At 41.2% G+C, this 20,592-nt stretch carries 11 protein-coding genes; 6 read left to right on the top strand and 5 right to left on the bottom strand.

What is annotated here, in order from left to right; all coding sequences use genetic code 11:
- The first annotated feature begins 11 nt into the window (after positions 1–11).
- From trmD to P1X15_RS17605, 3 genes are all read left to right on the top strand, one after another.
- Positions 12–683 carry a tRNA (guanosine(37)-N1)-methyltransferase TrmD gene (gene trmD, locus P1X15_RS17615; protein ID WP_277339452.1) on the top strand — a complete coding sequence of 224 codons (672 nt, stop codon included), beginning with the start codon at positions 12–14 and terminating at the stop codon, positions 681–683.
- 942 nt (positions 684–1,625) lie between these two features.
- On the top strand, positions 1,626–6,200 hold the full coding sequence (locus P1X15_RS17610) for a collagen-binding domain-containing protein (protein ID WP_277339451.1): 4,575 nt from the start codon (positions 1,626–1,628) through the stop codon (positions 6,198–6,200).
- A 60-nt stretch (positions 6,201–6,260) separates the two neighbouring features.
- Entirely contained in the window at positions 6,261–9,449 is a 3,189-nt protein-coding gene (locus tag P1X15_RS17605; RefSeq protein WP_277339450.1) for a hypothetical protein, read from the top strand.
- A 111-nt stretch (positions 9,450–9,560) separates the two neighbouring features.
- Here the strand turns inward: P1X15_RS17605 and P1X15_RS17600 are convergent, their stop codons facing one another.
- The 3 genes from P1X15_RS17600 to P1X15_RS17590 form a co-directional block, all read right to left on the bottom strand.
- Positions 9,561–11,033, bottom strand: coding sequence for an NAD(P)H-hydrate dehydratase (locus tag P1X15_RS17600; protein ID WP_277339449.1), 1,473 nt, complete (start codon positions 11,031–11,033; stop codon positions 9,561–9,563).
- Entirely contained in the window at positions 11,030–12,964 is a 1,935-nt protein-coding gene (locus P1X15_RS17595) for a nucleoside-diphosphate sugar epimerase/dehydratase (RefSeq protein ID WP_277339448.1), read from the bottom strand. Before P1X15_RS17595 ends, P1X15_RS17600 begins: the two co-directional genes overlap by 4 nt.
- Positions 12,965–13,108: 144 nt before the next feature.
- On the bottom strand, positions 13,109–14,023 hold the full coding sequence (locus P1X15_RS17590) for a TIGR01777 family oxidoreductase (RefSeq protein ID WP_277339447.1): 915 nt from the start codon (positions 14,021–14,023) through the stop codon (positions 13,109–13,111).
- A 753-nt stretch (positions 14,024–14,776) separates the two neighbouring features.
- Between P1X15_RS17590 and uvrB the strand changes: the two genes are divergently transcribed.
- Together uvrB and arfB are read left to right on the top strand one after the other, a co-directional pair.
- Positions 14,777–16,804, top strand: a complete 2,028-nt coding sequence (gene uvrB, locus P1X15_RS17585) for an excinuclease ABC subunit UvrB (RefSeq protein WP_277339446.1) — start codon at positions 14,777–14,779, stop codon at positions 16,802–16,804.
- Positions 16,804–17,631 carry an alternative ribosome rescue aminoacyl-tRNA hydrolase ArfB gene (arfB, locus tag P1X15_RS32530; protein WP_310586026.1) on the top strand — a complete coding sequence of 276 codons (828 nt, stop codon included), beginning with the start codon at positions 16,804–16,806 and terminating at the stop codon, positions 17,629–17,631. Before uvrB ends, arfB begins: the two co-directional genes overlap by 1 nt.
- A gap of 55 nt (positions 17,632–17,686) precedes the next feature.
- Here arfB and P1X15_RS17570 read toward each other — a convergent pair whose 3' ends face one another.
- On the bottom strand, positions 17,687–18,601 hold the full coding sequence (locus P1X15_RS17570) for a VOC family protein (protein ID WP_277339445.1): 915 nt from the start codon (positions 18,599–18,601) through the stop codon (positions 17,687–17,689).
- A gap of 330 nt (positions 18,602–18,931) precedes the next feature.
- Between P1X15_RS17570 and nadC the strand changes: the two genes are divergently transcribed.
- Positions 18,932–19,765: a carboxylating nicotinate-nucleotide diphosphorylase gene (gene nadC, locus P1X15_RS17565; RefSeq protein WP_277339444.1), complete on the top strand. Its 834-nt coding sequence runs from the start codon at positions 18,932–18,934 to the stop codon at positions 19,763–19,765.
- Positions 19,766–19,800: 35 nt separating this feature from the next.
- Here nadC and P1X15_RS17560 read toward each other — a convergent pair whose 3' ends face one another.
- On the bottom strand, positions 19,801–20,553 hold the full coding sequence (locus P1X15_RS17560) for a hypothetical protein (RefSeq protein WP_277339443.1): 753 nt from the start codon (positions 20,551–20,553) through the stop codon (positions 19,801–19,803).
- Positions 20,554–20,592: the final 39 nt, after the last annotated feature.

The following is a 20,592-nucleotide window of genomic DNA, read 5'->3' as shown; positions in this document are numbered from 1 at the left end:
CATTAAAGCCCATGCGAATCGATATCATAACATGTTTGCCACGTCTTCTGGATAGTTTTTTTGGACATTCTATTTTGAAACGTGCCCAAGAAGGAGGGCATGTGGAAGTGCATGTGCATGATTTGAGAGATTATAGCACCAGCAAACAGCGCCAAGTAGATGATTATGCGTTTGGAGGAGGTGCGGGTATGGTATTGATGATTGAACCTATTGCTCGTTGTATTAGACAGCTACAAAGTGAGCGTACTTATGACGAGGTAATTTATATGACTCCCGACGGTGAACGTTTCGCTCAAAAAACTGCCAATCGTCTTTCTATGGTCGACAATCTAATTATTCTTTGTGGGCATTATAAAGGCGTTGATGAGCGGGTTCGGCAGCATTTTGTCACCTCCGAAATTAGCATTGGAGATTATGTGCTTTCTGGGGGCGAATTGGCAGCTTGTGTAGTTGCTGATGCTATTATTCGACTTATTCCGGGGGTTCTTAATGATGAAACATCCGCTTTAACAGATTCTTTTCAGGATAATCTGTTAGCGCCTCCCGTTTACACTCGGCCTTCTGACTTTGAAGGCTGGACCGTTCCTGATATTCTTCTTTCAGGCCATGAAGCCAAAATCGCTGATTGGCGCTATCAGCAATCTTTGGAGCGCACCCAACTTCGTCGACCAGATTTGCTGTAGTTTTTCTTGGAAATATAACTTCTGATATTCTCTAATTCCTATTATCCCTTGTAGGATTGGCATGGAAATTGAGGCCTCATTTTATCCTTTCTTTTTGCTTCTATGTTTTAGAGGTATTCCAATAAGTCTCTTCTCATTAATAAATTAGTCATTCTCTATAAAATGAAATGTAGTAGACTAAGTGTTTGATTTTTAGTTTATTATGTCTCGTGAGCTTCTTTGGAGTAAGGGCGATTTTTGTTCAAAAAGCTTTTTTGGTATAAAAATTGTAACGAATAGGAATATATACATCATTTAGAGATGTGTTTATTTACCAATCCCTACTTTATAAGAAAATCATGATAAATAAATCTTCTATCTTCTTTCGAGAAGATTTTGCACTAGATGCAATTCAATTAAAAACTCTTAAAGAGTTTAGTAATCTCTTTTTTATCCATATGCCCACCAAGCACTTTATAGAGCTTAAGGATACTCCATTTCTTTCTATTTAAAAATATTATAACGCGCCATTAGACTGAAACTAAGGTTTCGTGATTTGAGGACTAAAATTACTTTGAGTTTTGGATCATGAAGTATGTGATTTTTTATAGGCAAATATTTTATTCTTAAATTATAATAGAAATTCTGTATTTATAGTAGATAATAGAATTACATCTAATTAAAACTAACCATACGATACTAGACTTGAAGCTACCATTTGTCGACGGGATTGTTTTCCTATGTGCGGGAAATTGGAAAGAATAAGGTCTTACAAATTGGGATATTGGTGTCAAAATCCATGCTGAAACTAGAAGAAAATCGTGCTTCTAGTTGGGGCTAATGGAAAGACTATAGACTGATGTTTTTGTATTAGCGTTTTATTTTACCCTACTTTATATGTTCACTTTACACAGAAGTCTTGAGGGGCTCAACTCTACGTTGAGCTCACTCTTGAGACTTGTCTTGCACAAGTTAATTTCCATTTTATGCCTACTAGTGGGACTGCCTATTGTATATATTGGCGCTCAAAATCCACTTGCTCCGGCGGGGAGTTTTAATGTTTTTTTACAAGGAAATGCCACCCTCGAATCTAATGAAAGTGAAGGCGCCATTGCCATTGGAGGAAATCTTACGGTAAAAGGGTATCAATTATTAGTCACACCTAATAATACAAATGGAGCATCGCCTTTTCAGGTGGGTGGTGTCACTGTGGGGCTAGTAGTAGGAGGAGGAGTGAAATTGGTGCAAGGTGAACTTAAAATTTTAAATAATGGATATTTAAAAATTGGGAATTGTTTGGCAACAGGCAATGCCAGTATAGATCCACTTAAAGTATGGTATAAAGACGCCAACAATGCGGTTAGTAATATCAGAATTACGACTCAAGGAAGCAGTTACAATAGTCCTTCTCCTGCTTATATTTCCTTAACTTCTAGTTTTTCGGGACTAGGAGTTGATACGGTTAGTAACCCTGTGTGCCAAGCCAATGTAATTGATTTTGGAAATGCTTTTACACAACTCAAAACCAACTCTCAAAATCTTACTTTGTGTCAAAATAATATTGAGACCTGGACACTTCAAGGAAAGGTAACAGATATAAATGGGACAAACCTAATATTGAAAGATGAAGCGGGAGCTACGGGGCCACGAATTTGGAATGTGACAGGCGCTGCTTTAAATTCAATCAATAACCTTAATTTAGATTTTACTCCCTCGGCTAGCCGCCCACTCATTATCAATGTAACTACGGGTACTGATTTTACGTGGGAAGTAAAAACTCAAAATGTCAACGGCACGATGGGTTATATCCTCTGGAATTTTCCAGCAGTTACCGGCAATCTAGTAATTGATGGAGGTGCTACAGTGGAAGGAAGTATTTTGGCTCCTTATGCAAGTGTAGACAAAGAAACGGGAGGAAACAATTCAAACATTGAGGGGCAGCTCATTGCACAAAATTACGTGATGGTAAGTGGAGAGATGCACATTTATCCTTTTTTGGGAGATGTACCAAGTTGTGGCAATGTCGTATGTGTTAAACCTAATGCAGGTAAAGATACAACAGTTTGTAGCACAAGTATCCAACTAACAACAGCAGCTCAGGGGCAAACTTGGTCGTTTTTATCATCAAGCAATAACAACACACCCACTGTTTCGAGTGCGGGTCTAGTGACGGGCTTGACAGTGAGTGGGACTTACCGTTTTATTTTGAAAAAAGAGGCTGATGCAAGCTGTAGTGATACCATAACGGTCACAAAAGCCAATTTTGTAGTTGCTAATCTACCCGATTATGATATTTGTCCTGGTCAGACGTTGACTTTCGGGTATCAAGGCCTTTCGAATGTAACTTATCAATGGAGCAACAATGCTACCTCTGCTACTATTAGCGTAAGTCCTTTGCAAACAACTACATATAGTGTTGTAGTTACTTCCAATGCCACAGGCTGTAAAATAGCTGATACTGTTCAGGTGGTGGTGCTTCCCAAGCCCAATGCAGGCAACGATACGGTAGTATGTACTCCCGCTGCCAAAATCAAAATGGCAGGAAACGGGGAAAGTTGGGCGTTTTTGTCTTTCAATGATCCCAATAATCCTAGTAATACAGATGCCGCTACGATTGATGCACAAGGAAACATCGCTAGTTTGGATAAAAATGGTTTTTATCGTTTTGTACTTACCAATAGCAGTGGATGTAAGGATACAATAAGGGTGCAAAAAACTTCGGTTACTATTCCGCAAATCCAACTTAATCCGATTTGTCCGGGGACGGAGTTGAATTTTGGATTTACAAATACGACAGATTTTACTTATTTGTGGAGTACGGGTGCCACAACGCCCAAAATCACCGTAAAACCAGACACAACTACTGATTATTACGTAACCGTTACCAATATTCACAATCAATGTCAAGCTACTGATACAGTGACGGTAGCAGTAAAACCAGCACCTAAATTGGTATTGGTATCGTCGGTATGTTCGCAAGACAACAGTAAATATATAACCACCGTAACTGTCTCCAACGGGACAGTTGTAACTGCCAACGCGGGTATTGTGACGGGAAGTGGTACTACTTTTACGGTGACTGTAGGAAAAGATACAACTCAATACAGCATTACAGCTACTTTAGATGGCTGTCTGAAAAGGCTTACCGTAAATAAGCCCGATTGTAGTTGTCCTCAAATTGTCTCTCCAACCACCACTTCTGCTAGTCGATGTGGATTAGGAACAGTGACGTTGACGGCCTCGGGTTGTGCTACTGGTACTACTGCTACCTGGTATGGCGATATAGCACTTACAACTCAATTGGGTACAGGCAATAGTTTTGTAACCCCTTCTTTATCACAAAATAAAACCTATTATGTAGCTTGTGTAAGCAACTCACAGTCTATTTGTAGAAGCACCCCTGTGCAGGCTACTGCTACTATAAAACCCCTACCAACTTTCAGTGGGATAAGCACTAATTGTGTTGTTCAAAGTTCTACTTATAACGTAACAATTGCCTCAACTGGACTCGTAACGGTAGCATCTCCCAATGGAACTAACATTTCTGGTTCAAATCCTTATACGATTTCTAATATACCCGCTGGACAAAATTTGGTGTTGAATTCAAACCTCAATGGATGTGCAGTAGATACCACTATCATAGCACCAAATTGTAGTTGTACGCCCAGCATACCTTCAGCTTTGGCTTCTAGTGTGAGTATTTGTGAAGGTAGTACCATTCCTAATCCAACTTTCACGGCAGTAGTAAACACCAATACCACCGTAGATTGGTATAGTGCTTCTTCCAATGGTACTTTGCTTCAGGCCAATTCTCTCACCTTTACGGCGCCTTCAGTAGGGACGTATTATATGCAAGCAAAAAGTACAGTACAAGGATGCAACGGAGAAGTAAATCCGACGCGTGTCCCGGTGACTTTGTCTATTATTTCAAAACCTTCTTATTTGGTACAAGTACAAACTCCAGAATGTGAAAACGGTCAACCCAAAAACAATGGTAAAGTAAGTATTGGCACTGGAAATGTTGACGGACGTTATGCATTCAATACAACTGGTTTTGGAACTTTACCTACTGATGCCGCTGCAGCCACTGTCATTGGTACTCTACCGCTAGTTTTGGCACAAAATATTGCCAACAATACCCCAACCATAACTTATTACGTAAGAGTTTTTGGGGAATCGGGTTGCTTTAAAGATACTACTGTGACGATATCGGCGAGTCCTTGTAATAGTCTGTGCCCTACCATTGCTACTACAGATGCGCGTGATACACTTTGTTCGGGTAGTTATGGGGAGTCTATGGTTGTGAATGTATCTGATACTTCTCAAACTATACGATTTGTTTATTTTACCACCCCAAAAACGGGTAATAGCATGTACTCAGGGGGAACATTGCTAGAAGAAGTGAAGCCTACAAATGGTGTCGCTTCTATTCCGAATGGTTTTCCGGGGTTGGTGTTACCTTCCAACTCAGGTACAGTCCCTGTCAATTATTATGTCTATGCCATTTTGAAAAATCTCCCTACGAGCGTTCCTAATTGTGCCCCTTATGCCGAAAAGATTTACACCATATTGCCACTTCCTCAATTCAGCTTGGATTCCATTCCTGCTTGTACAGGCGATACTACCTATAGGGTCAATTTACGGATTTCGGGAGCAGGATTGTTTGAAGTAGTTGTGGCTACGGACTTTGTGTCGATAGGCAATGGACCAGTTCCAATCGGAATAAAGCAAACATTGACAAATGTAGGTGGTAATAACCAACTTACAGTTTTGAATTTGTCGACCAGTGGAGGGCATATTATTTTCGTAAAAAATGCTAACGGTTGTGCGAGTATTTTGCCTGCCCCTGCTCCTAGTTTCCAAAACTGCGAAGGAGATTATGATCTCGCCCTTGATAAGTCAATTAATAAAAAAGTAGCAAAAATAGGCGATGCTCTTACCTATACTATCAAAGTGTGGAATGAGGGTGCTTCGACGGCTACCCACATCGTAGTAAGGGATACCTTGAACGCTGGAGTAGAGTATGTCACCTATGCTACTGCCACGGGCAACTATGATTTTAATTCAAAACAATGGACAATAGGCTCTTTAGCTCCTGGTGATACCGCCACTCTTCAATTAGTAGTAAAAGTGGTACGGCAAGGAGTGTGGTTCAATACAGCAGAGATATGTAGTATGACCCAAAAAGACAAGGACTCTACTCCATGCAATGGTGAAGAAGAGGAAGATGATATTGATTACGAATGCTTTACAGTGCCTATGGAAGTATGCGCAGGTGAAGTCATAGAAGCTAGGCTACCTGAGTTTTATAAAAATGTAAAATGGTTTAAAAACCAAGGAACCGAGGTAGTTGCTACAGGGAATGTATTTCTTATCACAGAGCCTGGTATCTATACCTTTGAAGCAACCAACAATATATGTCCTACGCAAGGGTGCTGTGCTATCATTGTTGAACCTTCGGCAAATTGTTGTCCTAAAGATGTGTGTATTCCGATGACAATCAAAAAAATCAAGAAAGGTGGGGTTACCCTCAAATAACTCCACTTTTCTCAATACCCCTTATATATCCTGCTTTTTAATTTAAATTTTATGCCCCTTATGGCCACTTTTACATTTCCCAAACAGAAGGGTGAAACCCTTACAGACTTACGGTTGTTGCTTCTGCGATGTATGCTAGGGGCGATACTGGTATTTACATCACAACTTGCTTTTGCAACAGACGTCACGGGTTATGTCTTTTGTGATAAAGATGGAGATGCTACATATGACTCTGGAGAAGGATTGAGTGGAATTTCAGTCGTTGTCCGCAATCTGAGTACCAACAACGTTATCAGAACGGTAACCACAAATTCTAATGGTTTTTATGACGCTTCTCCCATCAATAATGGTACCTCTGTAAGAGCTGAAGTGGTCTATAATGGTATTACGTATATGGCTACCGGTACTTCAGTAGTTGCAAATTTGAATGTCAAAGTTACGTGCGAAGCATCATGTACGTGCCCCGACAATAAATTGATAAATCCCAGTTTTGAAAACGGGGTGACGGGATGGAACTCTTCAGGAGGAAATTTCTATAATGGTACGGGTTTTGAAGTCTGTGGTGATAAAAATGGCTATTTGGAAGAAAATACTGACAACAATAATGCCCGCTTCTGGCAAGATGTAGCAATTACGCCAGGGAGTACTGCTAGCTTATCCATTTGGGCTGGTACGCATGAGCCCAGCTTAAATCATTATATAAGATTGATATTTTACGATGCTTCCAATCAGGCCCTAAATACCCAACAAGTAGAAGTAAACAAGGATGTTGATTTTGGACCTTACCCACGTACTCAGTATTATACTTTAAGTGGCACAGCCCCGGCCAATACTAGTTATGTAAGAGTAGAAGGTTTTGCAAGTGGAGATTATATTAAAGTAGATGCTGCGTGCTTGAATATTACTTGTCCTACGCTCACAAATCCGAATCCTTCAGCGGTGAAGACTATTTGTCCTAATACGAATGTATCATTTTCTGCAAGCACTACTGCACTATCGCCTGTTACCATCGAGTGGGTGCGCTTCAACACGGCGGTTGCTAATCCATATACGGCTACTGGTAATGGCAAAACAGTATTAGGATCGGGGAGTATTTCAAATGGCTCGGCTTCTATTAATTCTAATAACTTTCCTGCGGTAGATGGCCAAGTAAAATCTTACTATGTATACGCTTGCTTAAAAGATGCAACGGATGATTGTCAACCTTTTGTGAGCTATCAAGTAGATGTAGTAAAACCTGTGGTGTCGGCTACGGGAGGGGTGGTAAAATGTGTTCCGGCTAATTTGCAAATTACAGCAGTGGGAAGTCCTACTTCGGGTATTACATCTTCAAGTTATAGCTGGTCAGGTCCGGGAGGTTTCAATAGTACTAGCCAAAACCCCTCTGTCACTGCTGCGGGTACTTATACTGTTACTTATTCAGTTACTAAAGGTGGCGTTACCTGTACAGCAAGTGATACTGCCATTGTAAGTTCAAATACGACCAAGCCCACGATTGCAGTCAATGGAGGGGTATTAACTTGTACTACAACGAGTTTGCAACTATCTCCTACGACTAGCCCAGTGAATGGATTGACCTATGTATGGTCGGGACCGGGTGTGCCAGCCAATACAACGACGAAAAACTATACAACGTCAACAGCGGGTACTTTCACCGTAACGGCTACGAATCCAGCCAACGGCTGTACGGCGAGTGATACGGCCATCGTAAGTTCAAATACGACCAAGCCCACCGTTACAGTTAATGGAGGAGTATTAACTTGTACTACAACGAGTTTGCAACTATCTCCTACGACCAGCCCTGTGAATGGATTGACATATGTGTGGTCAGGCCCCGGAGTACCAGCCAATACAACGACGAAAAACTATACAACGTCAACAGCGGGTACTTTCACCGTAACGGCTACGAATCCAGCCAACGGTTGTACAGCAAGCGATACTGCCATTGTAAGTTCAAACACGACCAAGCCCACCGTTACAGTTAATGGTGGAGTACTAACTTGTACTACTACGAGCTTGCAACTATCTCCTACCACCAACCCTGTTAACGGATTGACGTATGTGTGGTCAGGCCCCGGAGTACCAGCCAATACGACGACGAAAAACTACACAACCTCAACGGCTGGAACTTTCACCGTAACGGCAACTGATCCTGCCAACGGCTGTACGGCAAGTGATACTGCAATAGTTTCAGAAAACAAAGTAAAACCAACGGTTTCTTTAAACAACATTGAACTAACTTGTGCAGCCCCTTCGCAGACACTTACGGCTACTGTTACAAACGCAAGCGCTAGCATTAGTTATGCTTGGACGGTTCCATCGGGAGTGACAAACCCTGGAAATGTATCAAGTTTTTCGGTAACCGCGCCGGGTGTTTATTCGGTAGAAGTGACAAATACTATCAATGGTTGTAAAGGTAGCAATTCTACGACGGTAGAGGGAGATACTTCTAAACCTATATTGGAGATTTCAGAAAGAATTTGTGCTATTAATTTACAAACTTATTCTTTAAAAGTAATTTCAAACGGGACCCTTACGACAGTTCCCTCCTATACTATTATCAACAATGGTGGTGGTATTTTTACAGTCAGTGGCATTCCTAGCGGGCAAAATGTGGTCGTGACAGCAACTAGCGTCAATGACTGTAAAACCACATTGGAAGTAGTCGCCCCTGTATGTAATTGTCCTTCCGTAAACTCGCCTATTGGTCCTAATCAGACTTTTTGCCAAGGTGATACGGCTACTGCACTGACTGTGACTGTAGGAGCAGGAGAGACGGCAGATTGGTATGATGCTGCTGTAGGTGGTAATAAGATTGCCGAAGGTACTTTGACTTACAAGCCTACAACTGCAGGTACGTATTATGTAGAAGCTCGTAAAATCGATGCTTCAAATTGCACAAGTTCACGTATTGCTTTGACACTTACTATTTATCCAGCTCCAACCCTTACTTTAAGTGAAGCACCTAAGTGTGCTGATAATCTGCAGACCTATTCCTTTAAAGTTAGCTCGAATGGTGTCGTGACAAGTACATTAGGTCAGGTTGTGAATAACGAAAACGGTACGTTTACAATAACAGGAGTACCGGTAAATCAGAACGTAGAAGTGACGGCAACTTCTACCGATTTGTGCAAAACTAAACTAACTATCAATGCGCCTGATTGTACTTGTCCACCTCAAAAATGTGTACCCTATACGGTTACCAAGAGAAAAACCATCACTACGGACAATCCAATTGGAGGAAAATAAATTTCGTAAATACAGATATTCTGAGTTTTAAAAATTTAGAATATCTGTATGTGAGTGTATCGCAAAAAGAAGTTATACAAGAGGAATAGTTAATGTGCAATGGGCTGGTAATCACCAGCCCATTGCATTGATAATATCCGAAGCAATAAGGGCCGGCTGGGTACACTTTTGGGCGGCTCGGTCGCCAGCTAGCCCATGTTGATAAACCCCAAAAATAGCTGATTCGATAGGCGAAATACCTTGAGCCAACAAAGCCGTAATAATGCCTGTCAGTACATCTCCGCTACCCCCGGTGGCCATTCCCGGATTGCCGGTCGAATTAAAATGAATAGATCCATCTGGAAGAGCAATAGCCGTATGAGCTCCTTTTAAGCAAACAATTACATTATGCTTTTGAGAAAAATTTCTCAGTTCTTCTATTTTTTGAAAATCATTGTCCCACGTTTTACCTAATAATCGTTGAAATTCCTTAGGGTGAGGCGTAAGGATAGAATGAGGAGGGACCAAATTCAATAATTCTGGATTTTCGCTTATCAAATTGAGTGCATCGGCATCAATTACCATGGGTGACTCTACCGATTTGAGCAGTTCTTTGAGCATAATAAGCGTAAAAGAATCTTTTCCTAAGCCTGGCCCCACTCCAATCGCTGAGTAAGGTTTTAGATCAGGAACGGTCGTATTGACCATCCAATGCCAGTCAGGGCTTACCATGGCTTCTGGTAGGCTGGTTTGTAAAATATCATATCCACAACGCGGCAGTTGGACAGTCAATAGTCCTACTCCTGCTCGTAAACAAGCCTTAGCTGCTAAAACTGCCGCACCGATTTTTCCGTAGCTTCCCGCAATAAGTAATGCATGACCAAAACTGCCCTTATGAGCGTATTTTTTTCGCGGGTTGACTATATTGGGAGAAACATGTGTGTAAAAATAAGGTGATGAGGCCTTGTATTCTGGATGAAGTCCAATCTCCACTACTTGCCAATCACCCACATAATCAGCGTTTTGAGGAAGTAAAAACGCAAGTTTGGGGCATTGGAATGACACAGTAAACGTAGGTTTCACAATTACGTTGTCGGGAGTATTGGGAAAATCTGCAAATAGCCCACTTGCAATATCTACTGAAATGATAGTGGCAGTGCTTTGATTGATATGTTGGATACAATCCGACAGTGTGCCATGAACGGCACGTGAAAGCCCCGATCCCAAAAGGGCATCAATGATAATATCGGAAGGGTGAAAGCAAGGAAAGTCTTCTGAACTAACTAACCATCGGGGATTTATGAATGAGCTGAGATGCGTCAGATTGGCTTCAAAATCAGGGGAACCCTGTGGAGAATGCTTAAGAACAAATACTTCTACTTGGTAATCTTTTTGATGTAAAATGCGTGCAATAGCCAATCCATCACCGCCGTTGTTGCCCATTCCACAAAATATCTTGATAGGTCGGCGATTGTCAAAGCGGGCACAAAACCACCTCACAAAGGCGGCGGAGGCTCTTTCCATAAGAGCTAAAGACGAAATAGGTTCGTGAGTAATGGTATACTCATCCCAAGCTCTGATTTGAGAGGTCGAAAAAATTTTCATTGTAACTCCAAGTCGTCTAAAGTTTCATAGATCGAGTTGTTGCTGATAAATTCTGGAATCGTAATCTTAAGATGGTTTACAATAAGTGCTTTATCTCCATCTTTTAAGATTTTTTTTAGTTCGGAAAGGGCATTAGATACGGCATTAAAATCTTGCGTATAGACTTTGGCGATTTGTATCTTGGAATGATAAGTAGGAAGGGTATGCTCTTTGTCACTTAGTAATTCTTCATAAAGCTTTTCACCGGGGCGCAAACCTGTGTATTGAATTTCAATGTCTTTGCCCAAACTAAGCCCCGAGAGTTTAATCATTTTTTGGGCTAAATCAGCTATTTTAACGGGTTCGCCCATGTCAAAAACAAAAATCTCTCCACCTTTTCCCATGCTTCCTGCTTCCAATACCAGCTGACACGCTTCTGAAATAGTCATGAAATACCGAATGACCTCAGGGTGAGTGACAGTAAGCGGGCCGCCTGCCTGAATTTGTTTCTGAAAAAGTGGTACTACCGATCCATTTGAGCCAAGCACGTTTCCAAAACGAGTAGTAATAAAGCGCGTTGAATTAAAGCGATTATTGAGGCTTTGCACATACATCTCAGCTAGGCGCTTGGTAGCTCCCATCACATTCGTTGGATTTACGGCTTTGTCGGTCGATATCATCACAAATTTTATTACGCCCATTTCCACCGCCAAATCGGCCACAATTTTGCTTCCAAATACATTTACTTTGACAGCCTCATAGGGATGCTCTTCCATCAAAGGGACGTGTTTGTAGGCTGCTGCATGAAATATAAATTGAGGTCGATAATGCTCAAAAATATACCGCATTCTGATTTCATCGGTGATATCAGCTACTTGCACCACTATGTCAGTAGATTCGTCTAAGTATTGCCGAAAGTGCTGTTTTAGTTCGTTCTCTAAATCATACAATCCTGATTCTGACTGGTCTAAAAGGAGAAGTATCTTGGGACGAAACCGAACCAACTGACGGGCTATTTCACTCCCAATGGAGCCTGCCGCGCCTGTTACCATGGCGATTTTGCCAGCCAAAAGAAGGCTGATGTTTTGATTGTCTATTTGAATCGGCTCTCTTTCCAAAAGGTCTTCGATACGTATCGGGCGTATTTCGGAGGATTTGAGCTGTTGATCTGTTATTTTTTCATATACAGACGGAACCACCTTTACCACCACATCTTGTTTTAGGAAATTTTCGATGATTTCGTTTTTGCGGTGTGGTTTGATATGCTGAATCGCCAGTACTACTTCAAGATTAGTGTCGGTTCGGTCTTTGATAAAACGATGAATGGCTTCTGATTCGGGATAGACCTGTACCCCCTCTACTGTTTTGAAATTCAATGATGCGTTGTCATCAATAAAGCCTACAATATTGTACTTTTTATAACGATTACGTAAGAGTGTATTTTTGGTCAAGATGCCCAAGGCACCTGCTCCGTATATGAGAACGTCTACTTTTTCTCCGGGAGCATTGGCGATGAGGGTTTTGTAAATATCTTTTACTAAAAAACGACTCGCTACCATCAAGAAAAGAGAAATAAAGTATTCGATGATAAGAATCGAGATAGGAATATAAAATAGATAATTGTCAGTGGTATAGGTGAGAAAAGAAGAAGTGACAATGGTGAGAAAGCTACTAAGTGTAATGGCCTTGAAAATCAAAGAAGTATCTTCTACACTTGTATGACGTACGATACCACTATACGAGCGAAAGTAAATAAAACATAAAAGCCTACTTATAAATAGCGTCAATAAATAATACTTATAAAGGGCCCAGTTGACATCCGAAACTTTGAGATTGAAACGTAAAATACAAGCGATTACAAACGAAATGACGACGATGCCACCATCAATAGCTAATATCAAATAGCGAGAAACAAATCGATTTGAATAACTGGATAAAAATCGTTCAATCATAATGGGTAAGTGTACTATTAGCTGGCAAAAACGCCACTATTTTTGAAGTGGGGCTAAAAATATGCTTGTGAACACTTCATACATAAACGAACAACTTCAAAGATAAACAATCATTTTGAAATCCTTTTATTGATGTCTCAGTTTTTACTTTTTGAGGCTATCTTCTAAAGCCTGCTCAAGGTCACTAAATTGATAGCGAAAATCAGTTTCTTTCGTGATGCGTTGGTTGATGATATAGTTACCTCCTAGCACTACGTTTGCCATTTCACCATAAATAGCTTTTAGGACAAAGGCTGGAATATTAGGAAGCCATAAAGGACGCTGAATCACTTTTGCAATGAGACGGGTGAGTTCTTTGTTGGTCACAGGGCTAGGTGCTACTGCATTGTAGACTCCTCGCCATTGATTATTTTCAAGGGCTTCGATGTACATATTACAAAGGTCGTCGATGTGTATCCAAGATACCCATTGTTTACCATTGCCCAAAGGAGCCCCTACTCCCCATTGGATGGGAAGTGCTATTTTGGGCAATGCTCCCCCTTTGTTGGTCAATACCACTCCGGTACGCAATTTGGTAGTTCGGATACCTACATGGGCTACCAAATCAGCCGCATTTTCCCAACTTCGTGTGACATGCGCCAAAAAATCACTTCCAGAAGGGGTTTGTTCTACAAGGTGTTTATCGCCTGTATCGGTTCCATAAAAACTGATACCAGAAGCTGATACAAATGCCTTTAACTTATAGGGACGACCTTGAAGCTCACGCGCAATCAATTCAATTGTTTTGGTGCGGCTATTGATGATAGCTTGTTTGCGATGATTCGTCCAGCGCCCATCGGCGATTCCTTCCCCCGCTAAGTGAACTAAAAAATCCGCCTCGGCTAGCGCTTTAGGGTCAATCCATCCTTTGTCGAGGTTCCATTTGTAGACTTTTACATTCGAAATTTCTACTTCTCGACGACTCAAGTAAGCTACTTTATAGCCTTTCGCTAATAAAAGCTCCGTTAGTCGGCGGCCAATAATACCCGTTCCTCCAGTGATTAAAACAGTCAGAGACATTGTTGTGAATTTTTTTAAACGTGAGAATACAGTAAGGTTTATATAAAAGTCTTTGCATACAACGATTGTTTATAGAATTCATTACAAATCATCAGTAATTGTAGGGAAAGAGGAGGAGGGCGATAGATAGCCAGAAACAAAAAGTGTTTTACTATTACTATGATATGGTTTTTTGAATGTTTTTGAAAATGATACGAAATTTGGCATATAAATAGTTGTATTTTAGGTACTTATCTGTCATTCAATAGGAGCCTTAAAAACAAATTTTGTTATAGTGTAGATAAAATAGTACTATTTCAAGGAATGAGATGTTTTCAATGGGAGAGAAAAACTAGGCGATGATAATAAACCTAAGATTCGAATACTTAAGTTGTTGATTTTCAGAGAAAAAATATGGGTAAAGGGGCGTTTTGTATTTATAGTAAGTTTTTTGAGAAATCGACTCTGTTTTAATTATTGTATTTTTTTAGTTTCAATTGTTGTATTTTAGTTTTTTTCAAAAATGCTATCTCACACCGAACATGTCGATAGTTACTCCTATAAGTTCTAAAAGTATATCCTAAAATATATTTCAAAGAAATGGTGTCTAATTTGGCATGATAGTTGTTGGTGTGTAAAATATAATTTTATAGAGTAGGGTAATGTGGCACTTGCCTCACTTTCTGGAAGTGAGGCAATGTTTTTTTTAGAGATGTACCAACGAACTTTTGGGGCACAGAAGCTTGTTATATAAGCTACTATTCATTTGCAGCTATGCCCTTTGAACTTATTTCTGATTACCAACCTACGGGCGACCAGCCCCAAGCGATAACTCAGCTCGTAGAAGGACTCCACAACGGCGAACCCGCCCAGACGTTATTGGGGGTGACAGGCTCCGGAAAAACTTTTACAGTTGCCAATGTGGTGGCTCAGTTGGATCGTCCAACGCTTGTACTTAGCCACAACAAAACACTCGCAGCCCAGTTGTATGGCGAATTTAAGCAGTTTTTTCCTAACAATGCCGTCGAGTATTTCATTAGCTATTATGATTATTATCAGCCCGAAGCATACATTGCTACGACCAATACCTACATCGAAAAAGACTTAGCCATCAATCAAGAAATCGATAAGTTGCGGCTTTCGACAGTCTCTTCGTTGATGTCGGGAAGGCGAGATGTACTGGTGGTGGCTTCGGTATCGTGTATCTACGGTGCTGGCAATCCCAATGAGTACCGCAAGAGTATTGTACAAATAGGATTGGGGGATAAAATAAGCCGCAATCAGTTTTTGTTTCGCTTGGTAGAGATATTGTACAGTCGTACCGAGGCGGAGTTTACTCGTGGCAACTTTCGGGTCAAAGGTGATACCGTAGACGTCTATCCTGGCTATGCTGATTTTGCCTATCGTATTATTTTCTTTGGGGATGAAATTGAAGAAATTCAACGTATCAATCCCAACAATGGTAAAAAAATCTCTTCGGAAAAAAAGATTGCCCTTTTTCCCGCTAATTTGTTTGTGACCGGACGCGATGTATTGTTGAATGCTATTCACGAAATCCAAGATGATTTGGTTGCTCAAGTTCGCTATTTCGAATTGGACGGTCGGCTTTTAGAAGCTCAGCGTATCAAAGAACGGACGGAATTTGACATGGAAATGATGAGAGAGCTAGGCTATTGTTCAGGAATCGAAAACTATTCTCGCTATTTTGACCGTCGCAAACCCGGCGAGCGACCCTTTTGTTTGTTGGACTATTTTCCAGAAGATTATCTTTTGGTGGTAGATGAAAGTCACGTCACCATGCCCCAAATCCGCGCGATGTGGGGTGGTGACCGCTCTCGTAAAGAATCACTGGTAGACTTTGGGTTTCGACTGCCAAGTGCCCTCGACAATCGCCCTCTTACATTCCAAGAATTTGAAAACCTTTCCAAACAAGTCATATTTGTAAGTGCTACTCCTGCCGATTATGAATTGCGCCGTACTGATGGAGTAGTGGTAGAGCAGATTATTCGTCCTACGGGCTTGCTTGATCCCGAGATTCAAGTAAGGCCTAGCCTCAATCAGATAGATGATTTGTTGGAAGAAATCGATGCCAGAGTAAAGCGTAACGAACGAGTGCTGGTTACTACTCTTACCAAAAGAATGGCCGAAGAGCTTAGTAAATATTTTGAAAGAGTCGGAATCAAAGGCCGCTATATTCACTCCGAAGTAAAAGCCCTCGATAGGGTAGAGATTTTGAGAGACTTACGTTTGGGTGCTTTTGATGTCTTAGTAGGTGTAAACCTATTGCGCGAGGGGCTTGATTTGCCAGAAGTATCTTTAGTGGCGATTATGGATGCCGATAAAGAAGGCTTTTTGCGTGACATAAGGTCGTTGATTCAGACCATTGGCCGTGCCGCTCGTAACGAAAATGGTAAAGTACTAATGTATGCTGATACGATGACAGGCTCTATGCGAAAGGCTATCGACGAAACCAACCGACGGAGGGCGATTCAGATGGCCTACAACGAAGAGCACGGGATTGTGCCGCGTACGGTCTTGAAGAGTAGGGAGGCGATCATGGAGCAGACGTCTGTGGCCGATGCTAAAGGAAGTGCCAAACGCTACTATGTAGAGCCTGAAGAATTAAGGATTGCGGCTGATCCCATAGTTCAGTACATGGGTAAATCAGAAATTGAAAAACTGATCGCCGAAACACAACGCAAAATGGAAGCAGCGGCCAAGGATTTAGACTTTTTGGAAGCCGCTCGTTATCGCGATGAATTGCTACAACTGAGGGAAAAACTAAAAGGGCAACAAACGTAATGATAGAAAAAACAAGCCCTTTCTTTTTTACAAAAATAGTAGCCGAGGCTGATATTGATATGCTCAATCATGTCAACAATGCCGTATATTTACAATATTTACAAGAAGCGGCCAAGGCTCATTGGGAAAATAGGGCATCGACCGAGCTACAAGCTGAACTCATCTGGATAGTACGTCGTCATGAAATAGATTATCTTAAAGCAGCGGTTTTGGGAGATAGTCTTCAAATAAAAACGTGGGTGGGAGCTTACACTGCTGCCACTTGGGATAGACATTATGAAATCTATAACAAGGTAAATCAACAGCTTTTGGTAAAAGCCAAGAGTGTATGGGTGGCTGTAGACCGGAAGTCGATGAGGGTTAGACGGATAGAAGGCCCTCTCAAAGATTGTTTTTTGAAAAACCAATTGAATAAAATATTAAAAATGAACCCCGAAATACTCCATCCAGAACTCCAATTTCAAACCGCCCGTAGTGGAGGAAAAGGAGGGCAGAATGTCAATAAGGTAGAGACAAAAGTAGAGCTGCGTTTCGATATTCTTAACTCAAATATACTCGACGACGAAGCCAAAGTTTTATTGCAAAATAAGTTGGGTCAAAAACTCACCACAGAGGGAATCTTGATATTGTATCATCAAACCGAACGAAGCCAATTAGCCAACAAAGAGAAAGTCATCAAGAAATTTGATGCTTTGATTCAGAAGTGTTTTGAAAAACCCAAACCTCGCAAAGCTTCACGCCCCACGGCCGAGTCTAAAGAAAAGAGGCTTGAAGCCAAGCAACGAAACGCCGCCGTAAAAGCTATGCGTCGCAAAATCATTGAATAAGTATTCATACTTACGACATAGTTTAAAGCAACAGCTTTGGTAAATTATTGACTTGTCAGGACAGCACCTCTAAAATTTCTCCTACAGGACCCCGAAATACCACTGCTGTGGGTTCAGGATTATGGCGTATAGGTAAACCTACCTCGCTCAAGATATCCCAACCTACTTCTTTTAGCTTCAAAGATAAACTTTCAGTATACGTTCCTTTCCAACATGCGGACGCTATTCCAGTTTTAAAAAAATCACAGGGGAAAGATTGGTATTGGGTCGATGATACACACACAGGGTCGAGAGATAAAGCGTGAGGTGTACTATAACTTCCGGCATACTCTTCATCCATTACAGCGGCTTCGGCATTTAAAAGTTCGGGTACAAACGAAGGATTGAAATGCGTGGCTGGCGCAAACCCCAAAACTTGGTCATATAATTTTATATGTTCTTTGCTTGGCAGGGCTACAAGAGTATTGAAAGGAGCCTCTACGCCGTCTCTGCACAAAAAAGAACTACTAAACGCAAGCTTTTGCTTTTTTTCATTCACAATGAGTTGCTCTCCAGAAGGCCCAATAAAAGTAGCATGACGATTAGAACGAGCGCCTATTTCGCTAGGTGATACAATCGCCCCAAAGCGCGCTCTTAAGACTTTCCAGTAAGCTTTTTCTAAATCAGGAGTCGTGGCCTCCATACATGCTAGTCCAGTATCCCATGGGTGAGCGCCTATGCGATTGGGCAAAGCACCGGCATGAGAGGTTTCAATGAGTCTTATGACCGCACCATCTTCATGCCCTAAGAGAGCATATTTACCTAGATGGCGACCAAAAATTTCTTTTTGAACTAAGGTAAGCTCTCCGCGTTCGAGAAGAAAATACCCCAACGCCTCAGTATAAAATCGGATGCTTTGCACCCAGCTATTGGTAACGATCGTTACGGCTTGGAGCTTCCCCTTTATTTGTGTTTCAGTGGCTTTTTTCATCTTTTTATATATAAGAGGTGATATTCCAAAATTAAAAAAATTGTACCTCGTTGCAGGGACGATAGTAAAGAGAAGGGGGTTTTACAATGCAGAGAAAAAATATGATTTTATTAAGGCTCTTTGTGAGGAGGATACATGAAAAATACCCCCTAAAATTTTTTCATTTTTTTCTCAATCACTCATAGCTTCTGAAAAGAGAAGGAAATTATAGTAGAAAAAAATACACGATTATGGGGATTTTTGGGGAAAACGGGCGACGTTTTGTTTTTGATTGTTTGTTCAAAAAGACTATATGTTTGTGGTATCGCTCACAAACCCCTATCTTGCAGCATGGATATACGTGATTACATTCGGTTAGCAATTTCGGAGGATGTGGGCGATGGAGACCACACTTCACTTTCTACTATTCCGCGAGATGCCGAGCGTCGGGCTCGCCTCCTTGTCAAAGAAGACGGCATTATTGCAGGAGTAGAAGTAGCAAAAATTATTTTTGAGGAGGTAGATCCTCTCTTAGAAGTAGAGATTTTTATTGAGGATGGACAGCCTATCAAAAAAGGAGATATAGTATTGCATGTAAGTGGCGATGCTCAGTCCATTTTAAAAGCCGAACGCTTGGTTCTCAATACGATGCAACGAATGAGCGGTATTGCTACCTATACTCGTTCATTGGTAAATCTACTAGAAGGCTTACCGACTAAGCTCCTTGATACTCGTAAAACAACCCCTAATTTTCGTATTTTTGAAAAGATGGCCGTGCGTATTGGAGGAGCTGTTAATCATCGGTATGCGTTATACGATATGATTCTTATCAAAGACAATCACGTCGATTATGCAGGCGGAATCGAAGCGGCTATCACAAAAGCCAATGACTATGTAAAGCGTACAGGTCGTCAACTCCAAATTGAAGTAGAGGTTCGTAATCTTAAGGAACTAGACGAAGTACTTCAAGTAGGCGGTATTCAGCGAGTTATGCTCGATAATTTTAGTTTGACGGATTTAAGAACTGCCGTTGAGAAAGTAGCGAATAAATATCCTACTGAAGCCTCAGGAGGTATCAGAGAAGATACGCTGAGAGCTGTAGCCGAAACGGGTGTTGACTATGTCTCATGTGGCGCACTTACACACCAAATCAAAAGCTTAGATTTAAGTCTAAAGGCTTATTAATCACCGGGTAACCGCTGCTGGCAGTAGGTTGTCTGTTAGTTATAAATAGGAAAGCTAAGCCCTAAATAGAGCATTTGTGACCGAAACCGAAACCGACGGTTGTCGTCTACCAACGGCTGGGTGGTTTTGTATTCATTGATGGCAAATAGATAACCTACCTTAATGCCCACCCTCTGAGTAAGCCGTAAACGAGCATAAACCTCACTATTAAGACTTCCCAAGGCATTGTCGCCAAGTAATTGTAAATTGAAGTGAGCAGGCTTCGCTTCCTGATAGGTTTGGTGAATGTTGAGAGAGTCGGCAGTACTATAACCCCTTGATCCTAAGTAGTATCCGCTGCGTTTGGTGCCTAAAGCAAATCCTATGATATCGGCATTGACTCCTATATCTAATCGGTCAAACAGCACCACTTGTACTCCTAAATTGAAGTTTAGGAAGGTGATACCAGTTTTGATTTGGAGTGTGTCTATTTGGCGCAATAAAAGCGGGGCACTCAGCGAGGCAAATCCAGTCTTGCCAGTTGTAAGCTTGGCTGGAGCGGTAATAAAATCTAGGCTGCTTCCTTGGACATGCGCCACTCTTAAACCCCACCCGATTTGAAGCAATCCCTGACGGTCTATTTTCAAGTATTGATTGTTTAAAAAACTAATATTGAGGCCATTGTCTTTGAAGGCAACACCCGCATCTACTACTTTACGAATACGGTTTACTGGCTGGGCAAAACAACTGTAAGAGATAACAAAACCAAGAAGAGTGGGTAGAGATGCTCTAAGAATAAGATGTACCATTGTTTGAGAATAAATGTCCCGAATTAGGACATGGAAGCT

It is taken from the genome of Runella sp. MFBS21, assembly GCF_029433105.1.
Lineage (GTDB): Bacteria > Bacteroidota > Bacteroidia > Cytophagales > Spirosomataceae > Runella.
Note: the sequence above shows the minus strand (reverse complement) of the source record. Positions and strands in the feature narration are given on the sequence as shown.

What these genes read in the sequence shown, in the direction of transcription:
- trmD (WP_277339452.1), top strand. Translation starts at nt 12, where the DNA reads ATGCGAATCGATATCATAACATGTTTGCCACGTCTTCTGGATAGTTTT.
- P1X15_RS17605 (WP_277339450.1), top strand. Translation starts at nt 6,261, where the DNA reads ATGGCCACTTTTACATTTCCCAAACAGAAGGGTGAAACCCTTACAGAC.
- P1X15_RS17600 (WP_277339449.1), bottom strand. Translation starts at nt 11,033, where the DNA reads ATGAAAATTTTTTCGACCTCTCAAATCAGAGCTTGGGATGAGTATACC.
- P1X15_RS17595 (WP_277339448.1), bottom strand. Translation starts at nt 12,964, where the DNA reads ATGATTGAACGATTTTTATCCAGTTATTCAAATCGATTTGTTTCTCGC.
- P1X15_RS17590 (WP_277339447.1), bottom strand. Translation starts at nt 14,023, where the DNA reads ATGTCTCTGACTGTTTTAATCACTGGAGGAACGGGTATTATTGGCCGC.
- uvrB (WP_277339446.1), top strand. Translation starts at nt 14,777, where the DNA reads ATGCCCTTTGAACTTATTTCTGATTACCAACCTACGGGCGACCAGCCC.
- arfB (WP_310586026.1), top strand. Translation starts at nt 16,804, where the DNA reads ATGATAGAAAAAACAAGCCCTTTCTTTTTTACAAAAATAGTAGCCGAG.
- P1X15_RS17570 (WP_277339445.1), bottom strand. Translation starts at nt 18,601, where the DNA reads ATGAAAAAAGCCACTGAAACACAAATAAAGGGGAAGCTCCAAGCCGTA.
- nadC (WP_277339444.1), top strand. Translation starts at nt 18,932, where the DNA reads ATGGATATACGTGATTACATTCGGTTAGCAATTTCGGAGGATGTGGGC.
- P1X15_RS17560 (WP_277339443.1), bottom strand. Translation starts at nt 20,553, where the DNA reads ATGGTACATCTTATTCTTAGAGCATCTCTACCCACTCTTCTTGGTTTT.